Source organism: Pseudofrankia asymbiotica, from assembly GCF_001983105.1.
Lineage (GTDB): Bacteria > Actinomycetota > Actinomycetes > Frankiales > Frankiaceae > Pseudofrankia > Pseudofrankia asymbiotica.
This window is the reverse complement of record NZ_MOMC01000046.1, coordinates 1-12,654: the sequence shown is the minus strand read 5'-3', so window position 1 is coordinate 12,654 and position 12,654 is coordinate 1. Positions and strand designations below refer to the sequence as shown.

The 12,654-nt window shown below is 70.1% G+C and carries 7 protein-coding genes; 1 reads left to right on the top strand and 6 read right to left on the bottom strand.

All coding sequences use genetic code 11. From position 1 onward, the window contains the following. Window positions 1-116: 116 nt before the first annotated feature. The 5 genes from BL253_RS22400 to BL253_RS22380 form a co-directional block, all read right to left on the bottom strand. Window positions 117-1,670, bottom strand: coding sequence for a chloride channel protein (locus BL253_RS22400; protein ID WP_158230399.1), 1,554 nt, complete (start codon window positions 1,668-1,670; stop codon window positions 117-119). Window positions 1,671-1,750: 80 nt separating this feature from the next. Next, complete coding sequence (locus BL253_RS22395; RefSeq protein WP_076819102.1) at window positions 1,751-4,540, bottom strand: SAV_2336 N-terminal domain-related protein; 2,790 nt, start codon at window positions 4,538-4,540, stop codon at window positions 1,751-1,753. After that, entirely contained in the window at window positions 4,537-5,556 is a 1,020-nt protein-coding gene (locus BL253_RS22390; protein ID WP_076819101.1) for an AAA family ATPase, read from the bottom strand. Before BL253_RS22390 ends, BL253_RS22395 begins: the two co-directional genes overlap by 4 nt. Before the next feature lie 11 nt (window positions 5,557-5,567). Further along, window positions 5,568-7,589 carry a trypsin-like peptidase domain-containing protein gene (locus tag BL253_RS22385; protein WP_081438571.1) on the bottom strand — a complete coding sequence of 674 codons (2,022 nt, stop codon included), beginning with the start codon at window positions 7,587-7,589 and terminating at the stop codon, window positions 5,568-5,570. A 28-nt stretch (window positions 7,590-7,617) separates the two neighbouring features. Then, a complete protein-coding gene (locus BL253_RS22380) occupies window positions 7,618-8,028 on the bottom strand; it encodes a CU044_2847 family protein (protein WP_076819099.1) in 411 nt (136 codons plus the stop codon). Window positions 8,029-9,468: 1,440 nt separating this feature from the next. On the opposite strand from BL253_RS22380, the gene BL253_RS22375 reads away from it, so the two are divergent. Beyond that, a complete protein-coding gene (locus BL253_RS22375) occupies window positions 9,469-10,911 on the top strand; it encodes a pyridoxal phosphate-dependent decarboxylase family protein (RefSeq protein WP_241835013.1) in 1,443 nt (480 codons plus the stop codon). A gap of 333 nt (window positions 10,912-11,244) precedes the next feature. Here BL253_RS22375 and BL253_RS22370 read toward each other — a convergent pair whose 3' ends face one another. Then, a complete protein-coding gene (locus tag BL253_RS22370; RefSeq protein WP_076819098.1) occupies window positions 11,245-11,886 on the bottom strand; it encodes an NAD(P)-dependent oxidoreductase in 642 nt (213 codons plus the stop codon). Window positions 11,887-12,654: the final 768 nt, after the last annotated feature.

Here is a 12,654-nt window from a genome sequence, read left to right as displayed (position 1 = left end):
CACATGTTGTTCCGGTGGTGTTCTTGCCAGCCGTTCTGTCGTGGTGTCCGCGAGGCGCGTTCTGCGTAGAAGTCTAGACACATCCGAAGGTTTCGCGTCGGTGAAGCTTGGTTCGGCTAACTGCCGCCCGCTGTCGGCGGTCCGACGGACGTGTCGTCATAACAGAACCGGGCGGGCTCGGCGCCGGCCGGCCCACTGGCGGACCCGGAGGGTAGGCCAGCGACTGGTCCCGTGGCCAGGCCGCTCGGCTGCGGCTGCGGCGTCGGCCTGGCTGTTGGTACGGAATGCACTGGTACTGAATGCACGGGTACGGAGTGCGCTGGTACGGGGAGCGGCGATACGGGGGGTATGTGCGCTGGTGCCGGCGCGAAGGCGGGGTGCGGGACGGCCTGCCCGACTTGGCCAGGCTCCAGCGGCTGGTTGCGGTAGAGGGTGCGGTCACCCACCACCAGGTGTGCCACCGCCATCGAGATCATGACGGGGATCGCCGCGTTCAGATCGTGAGTGGTCTCGATCGCCATCACGGTGAGCGCCGCCGGCGCGTGCACGATCGGGCCCAGGCACGCGGCCATCCCCGCGATCACCAGTGTGCTCGGCTCTGACGGAGCCAACCCTGCCAGATCGAGCAGCCGCCACAAACCCGCCCCGGCGCCGGCGCCGATGACCAGGCCGGGACCGAATACGCCGGCTGAGCCGCCGGAACCGACGGAGAGCGCGGTGGCTATCAGCTTCGCGGCAGGAAATGCCAACACCACCCACAAAGGCACCGCGAGTAGCAGGCTCCGGTCGAGGCCTACCTGAATCTCGCCGTAGCTGGTGCCGAGGACTCCGGGCAGCGCCATGCCGATCAGTCCGACCGCGAATCCGCCGGCTGCCGGGCGCAGGAGGGCAGAGAGCGCCCCTCGGCGACCCACCCGGCCGAACGATGAGACCGCTTGCCAGAAAAGCCAGATATATGCTCGGCCAAGCGCGCCGACGACCAGCCCGAGTAGTACGAACGAACCAATCTGCCGCACGTCGACGGACGAGGGAAAGACCGTTCCAAACATACTGTCAAAGCCCACGACCGACCCGAACACCAGGTAACCGGCGGCACAGGCGATGAACGCCGGAAGAAGTATCTCGGCGGCCATGGCACGGACATACAGCAGCTCGACCCCGAGCAGCGCGCCCGCGACCGGTGAGCGGAAGATCGCACCAATGCCGCTGGCCAGGCCGATGGTCGCGGCGATCTGGGTGTCCGCGCGCGAGAGCCGCAGCCGCCGGCCGAGGACATCCCCGATCGCCGCCGCGATCTGCGCGATCGGTCCCTCCGTGCCACCGGACCCGCCCGAGCCGAGCAACCCGGCCGAGGCCACCAGCTTGACGGCCGGCACGCGAGCCCGCATCGAGCCAGGGGCCGTGTGGATCGTGTGGATCGCCGCGTCGGTGCCGTGCCCGGCGGCCTCGGGCGCCCACAGCCGGACGAGGGCCGCGGTGACCAGTGCTCCGGCGGCGACGACCAGCGGCAGCAGCCAGCTCCGCCCACCGGTGATGACGTCGTGCACGCCGGTCGAACTGGCCGCCACCGTGGCCGGCTCGACGGTCGTGGACCAGGTCAGCAACCAGTGAGTGGCCAGTTCGAGCAGGAAATACAGCGCGAGTGCGGCCAGTCCCGCGACCRCCCCCACCAGCGAACCGACCGCGAGCCATTTCGAAGCGTAGGGCCAGTCGGCCACCGGCCGTGGACGCGCGGGGAGGAGGGTCTTGATCATTGTTCGTGACCATACGTGTCGGGCCGGTCTAGTTCGGTGAGTAGCCGCATGCTCTCGACCGTGTCGGGATGGTCTGGACCGAGTGTCGCGCGGCGCTCGTCGACGACCTCGGTCAGCTCGGCGCGCGCCTCCGTGACCTCGCCGGCCGCGATCAGACCCCTGGCCAGCTCGTGGCGGACCGCGAGTTCCCGCACGCTGCCGGTGCCGAACAGCGTGTCCGCGACGTCGACCGCCTCACGAAGCCGCAGCAGATGGTCATCGACGCGGTGGCGCATCAGCAGGACGCGGGCGTATCGGACCAGCCGGCCAGGAAGCTCGGGGTCCTCGTCATCGGACCGCGCGACGGCCTCGCGGTATGCCGCGAGTGCGTCCTCGGCGTAGCCCGCGTCGTCGATGCGGTCGGCGATGGCCAGCAGCGTGTCGCCGAGCGCGGTCTGGAACCGGGCCTCGTCGCGAGACGAATCCGAGCGCTGCAGCAGCGCCTCCCACCGAGACTGGGCATTGAGGAGATCGTCGACGCGGCCTTCTCGGAAGATCCCGCGGGCCAGCAGGGTGGCGGCGAGCGCTTCCTCGACGGTTGACCAGACGGGCTCCTCGGGCAGCACCTCCCGCAGAGCGGCGCTCAGCAGCCGCACAGCCTCGTCGAGGCAGGCCTGCCGGTCGGGCGCGTCATCGGGGACCGTCCGCAGCGCCGTGGCGAGCCCCGCGGTGTAGGCCGMTCGATCCGGACTGTCCGGCTCGGCCGCGGCGATGGCCTCCCGGTAGGCGTCGAGGGCCTCGGCCAGATCGTCGGGCCGGTGAGTGCGCTCGTACTGCCGCAGGTGGACGGCGGCGAGCTCGGCCAGGTCGTGGGCCCGTTCAGGATCCGGTTCGTCCTCGGCCTGGGTGTCCTCGTCCCAGTCGCCTACTGTCGAGAGCTGGTCCGTTTCAGCCGCGGCGTCGGCGTCGGCGTCGGCGTCGGCGCGGTCCGTGGCCCAGCGCGCGAACGGGCCGCCCGCCAGGCGCGCGTGGTCGCGGGTCAGATATGCGAAGGGAGACTGAAGGCCCCCGTCCTCGCCGGGCTGGTCGCGCCCGGCGATGCCAGCGAGCCACTCCCGGGCCGAGGTGCCCAGATTTCGGCCGATCAGGTCGGAGAGCTCGTCGACAACGGTCAGCATCCGGTCGAGCTCGTCGGGCGTGACCACGCTGGCGAACAACTCCCGCGCGCCGTCACGGAACCCGTACCGGATTCGCCCACGCGCCGACGGCGCTGCGGGCCGACGGCCGACCAGGCCGCTGGCCAGGACCTCGGCCCGCAGCGACGGCTCCGACCGAGGCAGCAGGTAGCTCTGCGCCAGCGACATCAGCTCGATGCTGAAGTCGCCCAGCACGGCCAGGTAGGCAGCCAGGCGGAACGCCTCGGGGGTGGCGTTGGCCCGGAAGGCACGGAAGCGCTCACGGACCCAGGTGGCCGGGTCGACGCGCTCGCGGCGGGGGTCGGAAGGGTCGGCAGGTGGCTGCCCGAGCGTGCTCACGGCGACGGCATCCAATTCCGTCAGCTCACCGAGGGCGTCCTCGTGAGCGCCGATCGCCGGCACGTGACCGTTGGCGTCGACCGGGCGGGTGCCGCTGGCAGGGCCGGCGCTTCCGCCGTTCCTCACCGGGCCCGCGGCGGGTGCGGCGCCGACCAGATGTACGGCCGCGTCGATCGCGCCGCCCCGAAGCAGGCGTACCCAGCTGCGCAGCCAGGCGTCCTGAAGCTGGAAGACCGGCACCGGGAACTGGCCCGGTCGTGGCCGGGGCGCCGACAACGGAACGAAGCGCGACGCTCCGTTGCCGGTCCCGGGCGAGCGGGCCAGGAGCCGGCCATGGCTGACACGAAGCGCGGTGTGCCGCCACAAATACTCGGGAAAGGGCTGAATGATGGCGACCTGGGCACGCCGCGCCCAGGCGGTCAGCGCGCGGTCGACCGCGCCCGTCTGCCAGCCGACGCCGACGCAGTCGCTGAACACGACGACCAGCTGGCGGTCGACCGGGCCTTCGGGCCTCCCCAGCCCTGCCGGCCGGGCAAGTCCTGCCGACCCGGATGCCGAGCCCGGCCGGATGCCGGCCGACTCGGTCGGCGCGCCGACGCTGGCCGCCATCACATCCCCGGCGACGGCACTCGAGTCGAACCGACGCAGGCGAACCGGGCCGAACGCGCCGAGGTCGCGCAGCAGTGCCTCGAACGTGACGGCCGACCGCTCCCAGACCGTCATGGACGGCGACGTGTCGCTGAGCAGGAGCACATCGAAGCGCGGGCGCTCGTCCTGCGCCGAGACGACCACCCACTGGCCAGCACGCGCGCTGTGTTCGGCGGTCTTCTCCTCGTCGATCGCGAAGGTCGGCTGCCGCTCGGTGAGGGTCTTCAGCGGCCGCAGCGCGCGCTCAAGACCCTGAGGCAGAGGCCGCCCGGCGGGTACCCGGATCGGGCTCGGCACCGGTCCGAGCATCCCGCCGAGCCCAGGCCCGGACAGCACGTCGTACAGGTCGGCGACCGTTTCGGCCGGATTCTCGGCTGGCGCCGGATCGCCGGCTGGCGTCGGTCCGCCCGGCTCCGGCTCCGGCGGTTCGTGGCCGGTCGGCGGCTCGTCGGGAGACCGGGTCTCGTTGAGGTGTTCCGGCGCCGCCGTACCCGCGTCGCCCGCCGCCCCGGCGCCGGCCTCGGCGAGCCGGGCCGCGAGCCAGACCACCTCGGCCAGCTCGATCTCGTCGACATCGGGGTCCAGACGGCGCAGGAGGGTACCCAGCCGCCCAAACCCGGTCACGGCTCCCCGACGCTCTCCAGGCCACTCAGCAGCAGGTCGACCAGCCGGGAGCGGGACTGGGACTGTTCGCGGACGGCCTTGGATGTCAGGAAGATCGTGTTCAGGAGCTGATCCGTGGCGAGGGTCCGCGTCTCGCTTCTGGCAAGGAAGGTGTCGACGATCTCCGAACCCGTCGTGGCGTCAGACCCGAGATGGGCCTCGACGATCTCGTTCAGGCGGCCCTGGTCCGGTTCGTGCAGGGTGAGCCGCAGGCAACGGCGCAGGAACGCGGGCGGGAAGTCGCGTTCCCGGTTCGACGTCATAATCACCACCGGAAAATCTCGGCAGCGGACGATCCCGTTGGTGATCCGGACCGGCTCGAGCTCCTCGTACGGCAACACCTCAAAACTACTCTTCGCCTTGGCCACCCGGCGTAGGACCGGGATTTCAAAATAGCCCGACTCGAAARGGTTCAGGAGATCGTTGGGCAGGTCGTAGCTCGCCTTGTCGATTTCGTCGATCAGCAGAATCCGCGGCCGTTTGTAGGGCAGCATCGCCGTGCCGAGCGGGCCCAGGGACAAGAAACGGCCGATGTCGTCCGGGTCGTCGTCGGCCATGCCTCGCCGGCGCAGCCCGAAGCGCCGCTGCGCCTGCCGGTTCGCGGCCTCGAGCCGGCTGATCGGGTCGTAGACATACAGCGCCTCCGCCAGACTCGAGGCGCTTGTGATCGACCATTTCAGCACCCGGCCAAGACCCAGCTCATGGGCGATCGCGTAGGCGAGGCTGGACTTTCCCACCCCCGGGTTCCCCTGTACCAGCAGCGGACGCCGCAGGTACATCGCGGCGTTGACGACCTCGATCTCCTCCTCGGTGGGCCGGTAGGTGACGGCGCGGCGCTTCTCGGCGTCGGGCATCTCCGGCTGCGGAATCGTCGCGGGCGTCCTGCCGTCAAAAGTGCGCCAGGGCGGAGGAGGAGGTAGGCGCTCGATTCCGTCGTGGGGTTCCCGCTCGTCCCGGTAGATTAGCCAGTCGTCCACCTGGGCTCTCCTTAATGGGGTTCTCGGCTGGCTGGGACCGACTCGTCGAGGCCGCGATCAAGCGGGACAACCTCATGCCGCGCGACGGGGAGGTCCTCGGGCGTGACATAGCGAAATGGCTGCGTCGGCTTGTTCCAGAAAAAGACAAGCCCGGGCCGTCCGTCCACCCTGCGTTTTCGCCGGATCTTTATGGAGCGCCCGGGGATCGCGTCGGCCAGGGTGCCGTCCAGCTCGCTCGCCAGGTCGCGCTGGAAGTTCGCGCCGGAGCAGCGCCCGATGGAACCGCATCTGCTGGCGTCGTCGCAGTCCTCTCGTGGCCAGAAAGCGATCGCAAGGCCGTTGAGGACGCCGGCCGCCAGAGCCAGCCAGGCTGGTTCGTCGCGCGGCCTCGCCTGCAGCAGCACGAGCGCGTCGGCGGCCACCTGCGACCCGTACCAGGTGTCCCAGGTCTCCGGGTTGTCGCGGATCTCGGCGGAACCATTGTCGACGCAGCGCGCGTTCGCGGTTGGTAGAGCGGTCGTCGCCCTGTGCAGTGCCGTCCAGCGTGCCGCTCGCTCGCGTTCCGCGGCACGCATCGTGACCGGGTCGAGAAGGCCCTCCGGGCCGAACGGTTCCAACGCGCCGACGACGACGGGGTGCCGCTCTCCCAGCCTCCACGGGGTACCAGCCCAGAGCTGCCAGTCCTCGAATCGCTGGTCGCATTCCCGTAGCAGACGGCCGGTCAGCAGGAACCGGACGATCACGTCGCTCTGGGCGCCGAGCTCGTCGAGGAAGACTGACAGCCGCTCCCTGGCTCTGCCCCACAGGGCCTGTTCCGACAGCGGAGCCTGTTCGAGCTCGCGGGACACCTCGGTGCCGTCCTCGTCAAAGGCGAACGACAGCTGGTAGCGGCTCAGATCGTTCCCGTAGGAGGCGACCTTGACGATGACCGATCGGTGGGCCGTGCCCCGGCCGCCCGGGCTGGGTCGGCTTCCCAGCAACGGGCGCTCGCCGCGTTCCTGGGCGATGATCTCGGCGGTGTTCCAGAGCGTCCCGGCGGCGTCCCGGTGGCTGTCGCCGTAGCGGGCCACCAGCTGCCGGAGGAAGTCCGGCAGCGGATGCAGCTCGCCCCGCCTGCCCTGGCTGGCGGTGTCCAGGTACCGGACGACGTCCCGGTAGTCCGAGATGTCCTGGGCCTCGTCCGCGGTGTCGCCGGGCAGCAGGTCGGGGAGCATCGCCCGTGCCTCGGCCAGCGCCGACACGGGGGCCGGCAGCCCGGCGAGCGCTCCGAACAACGCGGTCCGGGCGGAGATCCGCAGGAGCGGGCGGTCATCGTCGCGCAGGCCCCGCCGGGCACGGTCGGACTCACGTGCCCCCGTGAGATCCTGCAGGATCCTTGTCCAGACGCCCTTGTCGGCGTGCCAGCGGTCGTGTGCGCGCCGGATCTCATTGCGCAGTTCCACCGGCAGCTCGCGCAGCGCGTCAGCGAGGACGATGCCCACTCCACCACGCTCGGTGCCCCGCTGCCGCGCGGATTTCACCATCGCGCAGACCTCGCCGGTCGTCCCGTCGAGCAGCGGGCTGCCGGACATCCCCTCGTCGGCTTCGTCGCCCAGGAACCGCAGCGCCAGGCCACCGCGGATGGTGGTCTCACCCGCCGCCCTGTACATGCGGGTCGACTCCACGAGCTCGTCGGTGTAAAGACGCTCGAAGCCGTATGCGTGCAACCCCGCGTCGTCATCCGGCCAGCGTTCGCCCAGCCACACGCAGGCGTGGTCCGCGGGCGCCGCCGCCACCTGGAGAACCGCCAGATCCGGGAAAGCGGCGATTCTGTCGGGCGGTAGCGGCTGAGGCCGGGCGAACCGAAGCTCGGCGGCATACCACTCCCGGCCGATCCAGATTCCCAGCGTTCCCGGCTCCGCATCAGCGGCGACGTGGGCGCAGGTGAGGACCGTCGCGGGCGCGACGAAAAACCCCGTCCCCACCAGGCGGCCTCGGACCTTGACGATCGTCTTCCTTAACTGCGCCCGCAGATCCCGCGATGAGCTGGTCATCGGCAATGCCCTCGGCCCGCTCCGGGGCCTACTGGCCAGCCGACGGCGCCGCGGCCTCGGCGGGGGCCGGACCCGGCTCGGCCGATCGTTCCACCGTCCAGCTGAGTGAGACGGAGACGGACGACGTGGCGGAGCCCTCGGCAAGCACGCCGAGAATCTTCCCGGACTTGGCGGAGAGTTCCATGCCGAAGGCGACGTTCACACTCACGGTTGTCTGTGACGTCGCGGTGAGTGCCGCGTTGATGCTTCCCGCGATGCCGCGTACCAACTCGCCGAAACCTTCGACGCGGGGGGCCGACCCACCGGGACGTGCACCCACATCGCTGGGAAGCCCGGAGTCGTCAGGGAGGTCGCCGGCCCCCGGCGGCAGGTCGGCCGTCRCGACCCGTGCCCAGATGACCTCGCCACTCGGCAACACCACCTGGCTGATCTCGGCCACCGTGTGCCGCCCCCATCCTGACCCGTGCTCAACCCGCGGATCGGACCTTACTCATACCCCCGTGTATGCGCGAGCCTGACAGGAATCCGTAACAGATACATAATCTGCCCGCGCCGGAAAATCGTAGCAGACGGCGCGGATCGGTGGAGCGGTAGCGCGGAATCTCTGTGATCTTTCCGGTGCGCCGGTGGCACCGAACGGGAATCCGCTGGTAGTTCGACTCGTGTGGGGTCGCCCGCGGACCCTCGTTCGCGTGTCCTGGGAGGATTGCCATTGAACGGCACACCGCCCGGGATCGGACCCGGCTACCCCGTTTGTGCTGGTGGCGCTCTTGTGGTCTGTTTGGGGTTGCCTCGCGGTGACGAGCAGCCGATACCRCTTGATGTCGGCCTTCCGACTGGCCGAGTGGACAGCCTGCCCATCGCCGTGCCTGCCGCGCCGCGGCCGGGTGTCGTGCCGTGCCGTCAGGATCTCCACCTGCCTGGTGGAGCCGGGAGAACGGCACCATGAGGCGGCGCCCCGGTGGAACACGCAGGTTTGACCTGGACCCGCGCCAGACGGATGGGTTGGGGCCGTTGGGCCGATCCACTCGGCCGGGGTCGTCTCTCGTCGATCCTGCACACAAGTAGTGATGAACAGGGTGACAACGGGTGGTCATATCGGGTGTCTGGCTGATGTGGCGGTGGAGACATCCGGTCTCCTCCACGCTGGTCGAAGCGGGGAACCAGCTCACAGCACCCATCGGCGCGCCGGATCTTTGGGGTAAGCCGGGCACGTGCCGGTGCCGGTACCTTGCTGCCGTGCGGTGCGTGGCATGCTCTGGCCATGCCGGGCGGAAACCTCGCCGTGACATTCGGTCGGAACCTGATCCGGCGGCGGCGACCCCAGGGGTCGGCGTCCACAAGTCTTCAACAGGTATTTCGGAGGTTGTCATGAAGCGTGTCGGCATCGTCGTCCTGCTGGTCGCCCTGGCCACCGGTGGCTTCTTCCTGCGCCAGCGCAAGGGCAAGCAGGAGGCCTGACCGGTTCCGTCGGGACGCGTTCCGGGCGGAAAAGGGTGAAACCAATAGTTATGCGGGTGGGCCTAGCACCGTCCTGATGGTGCTGACAGCCCGGCCCGGAGCGAACGGGCAGGCGGCGACGGTCTCCGCGCCGCTGTCCGCCGCCCGCTCATTCGGTGCCGCCCGGGGCATGTCGTGCCCATGGCGCGGCGTGCCCCGGACGGCGTCCGGCATGCCTGCTCCGCGGACCGGAAGGGGCTGGCGCGCGAGCCGTCCCGCACTGGGCCAAGCCAAGCCCTACCGCGTGGTCTCGTCGCCCTGAACCGGAAGAGCACCGAACCTGCGGCCGCCACGTCGGCAATCGGGTGGGAGAAGTGCCGCGCTACGGATAGGCGCGACGCGGGCGGTCGGATGGCGAGCGCTGGAGCACGGGAGGACTGTGCACCGCTACGACGACCAGACGGCCGCACTGGCCCGCGCCGTCATCGCGTACGCGCAGGAACGGATGCGGTTCGACCCGGCCCCGCTGGACGCGCCGCGATCGCCTGCCGAACTTGCCATCGCCGTGGGCGAGACGGTCACCCCCGACGGCCTCGGGGGTGTCGAGGCACTGCGCCTCTATGACGAGGTGCTGGCCCGCGCCTGCATCTCGACGGACCATCCGCGCTACCTCTCGTTCATCCCCGCCGCCCCGACCAGGGCCGCCATACTGTTCGACCTGGTTGTCGGTGCTTCGTCGATCTACGCGGGTAGCTGGCTCGAGGGCGCGGGCGCCGTCTTCGCGGAGAACCAGGCGCTGCGCTGGCTCATCGACCTGGCGGGCCTTCCGGCCGCGGCCGGCGGCGTGTTCGTGCCAGGTGGGACGGTCGGCAACCTGTCCGCGCTGGTCGCCGCCCGCCACGCGGCTCGCGCGAGGTGCGACGCGGCGGGCATCTCACCGCGGCGGTGGAGCTTCGCCTGCGGGCAGGAGGCACACTCGTCGCTGGCCGAGGCGGCGCGGGTGATGGACGTCGACATCGTCGACGCGCCTTCCGACGAGCACGGACGGCTGACCGGCCCCGCGCTCGCCCACGCTCTCGATGGTCTGCCCGCCGACCGACGCGATGGGGTCTTCGCCGTCGTAGCCACCGCCGGCACCACCCAGTTCGGCATCGTCGACGACCTGCGCGGGCTGGCCGAGGTCGCCCGAGCGCACGGGCTGTGGATGCATGTCGACGGGGCATACGGGTTGGCCGCTCTGGCCGCGCCGTCCGCGAGGCATCGGTTCGACGGCCTGGAACTGTGCGACTCCTTCATCGTCGATCCGCACAAGTGGCTGTTCGCGCCGTTCGACGCCTGCGCGCTGATCTACCGTGATCCGGCGCTCGCCCGGGCCGCCCACACCCAGCAGGCCGGCTACCTGGAGGTGCTCGACGCACCGGACGTCTGGAACCCCACCGACTACGCGGTGGGGCTGACCAGGCGAGCCCGGGGCCTGCCGTTCTGGTTCTCGCTCGCCGTACACGGCACCCGGGCCTACGCCGAGGCGATCGAACGCGCGCTCGCCACCGCGGCCGCCTGCGCGGAACAGATTCGCGAGGCTCCCCACCTGGAGCTCGTCGGCGAGCCTGAGCTGTCCGTGGTCGTGTTCCGCCGGCTCGGCTGGGCCGCGGGTGACTACCACGCCTGGTCCGAGCGTCTGCTGCGTGATGGCTTCGCGTTCGTCACGCCGACGGTGCACCAGGGCGAGACACTCGCCCGCTTCGCGGTCGTCTCGCCGTTGACGACTCCGAAGGACACCGCCGAGATTCTCGACACGATGCGAGCCGACCCATCACCTCCGCGAGCGGAGGATCAGGCAGCCCGCCGCGCTCGAGACCGCGCGGACCAGTCGCATCCGTAGACCGCCAAGGCTCGCGCGAAAAAGTAGCCCCCGGGAACCACGCGACACTGGGTGGCCCCGGGGGCGATTGCGATGAAGACAGATGAAGACAGGCGCCGCCCGGATACCCGCGTCAACGCTGACGCCGGCCGTGGCGTGCGTGTACCTGTTCCGTCGCGGCGTCCGGACCGCCGTCTCGAACTCTTCAGGGACCGGTCTGGACCGCTGCCCGACACAATGACGGACGGCGCGGCCTGGCTGGCCCGGGATCAGTGGGAACACCGGGAGGTCGGCGGCCGGCGGTTGGCAGAGAAACTCCGCGAAACTCCGCGCCCGCCGGCCGCCGTCCGCCGGTCAGTAGCCGATGGTGTAGCGCTGGTTGATGTGCTTGGCCTTCTCGATCTCGTCGCAGATCGCGACGGCGAGGTCGTCGGCCGACATCGCCATGTTGCCGCGGCCGTCACGGACCGGCTGGTCGGTGCCGGTGCGATAGGTGTCCCGGCGCTTGCCCTGGGCGAGGTTCACCGGGGGCGGGCAGATGACCGTCCACCGCACGCCCTTGGCGGCACGCAGCGCGTCAAGCGCCTCCGCCTGGCCCTGCGCGTCCTTGCGCATGCCGTTCGGGAACTCGGGGTCGTCGAGGATGCGGGCACCCTGTCCGTCCTCGAGAGTGCCCCCGTGGCCGACGTGGATGACACGAGGCGCGTTGTCGCCCATCTTGCTCATCGCGTCGATCATGGCGCGGGCGGAGTTCGCCCAGACCTTCTTGTCGTTTCCACCGATCGCGACGACCACGGCGTCGGCGCCGTCGGCGAGGCTGTGCACCGAGTCACGCGAAGTGGCGTCACCGGCGGCGGACTGGGCCTTTCTGGGCAGCTTGGCGAGCTTCGCCTCGTCGCGCRCCACCGCGGTGACCTGGTGGCCGCGCCGGATCGCCTCGCTCACGACGGACTGCCCGATCTTGCCGCTCGCTCCGAACACCACAACCCTTGCCATTCTCGGTACCTCCTGGCTGGGATCGATTGTGCGTGCCGACCCCGCCGAAAGTCCTTTTCCCACGCCTGGTCCGCGACCGTTCAGAAATCATTTCTCATCGCGTGGTGGCCTTCCGCGGAGTCATGGTCACGCATTGTTTTTCTGTTCGTCACGACTATTGCACGCCCCGCCATGGCCGCAACCCGACCGATGGGTATACCCGCAGGACCAGCCGCCACCCCATTTCCCGCGTCGAAGCCTCCCCGCCCCGCAAACCCCCAAAGCCGACCGCCCCCAAACCCCTGAAACCGCTCACCCCACCCMCCCCCGCCGATGTACCCGGGCCCAATTCCACCCCCACCACGCCGTTCTCCCCCACCCCCGAACCGCCCCATTCTGATAGGGCGCCACCCGGCCCGTCCGCACGGCCGCCTCCACAAGGGCCTGGTCGCGATCTGGCCAGGCGCGGAAGCCCGGTCCACATACGCAGGCGATGATCTCTGACGTGTCCAGGAGTTGGATCATCCGAAAATCGCGGCCCAGGCATGCGCAAAGTGGGCAGGACGGGACATGAAGCGCCAGTCCGCAAACAAGAATGTCGAAGCAGTCTGAGAAAGGTCGCAGTCGGCCCGCCACCCGATGTCGCCGTCAGGCGACGAGCCGAGGGGGTCGTAGGGGCGAAGCCCCTACCTCGGGGGTAAACATTCAGGTGCTTTGTTGATGTTGCTTTGGGTCGCTGGCTTCGGAGCCAGGCGCTGATGTTGGTGGTCGCGTGGCGTGCCAGGTCTG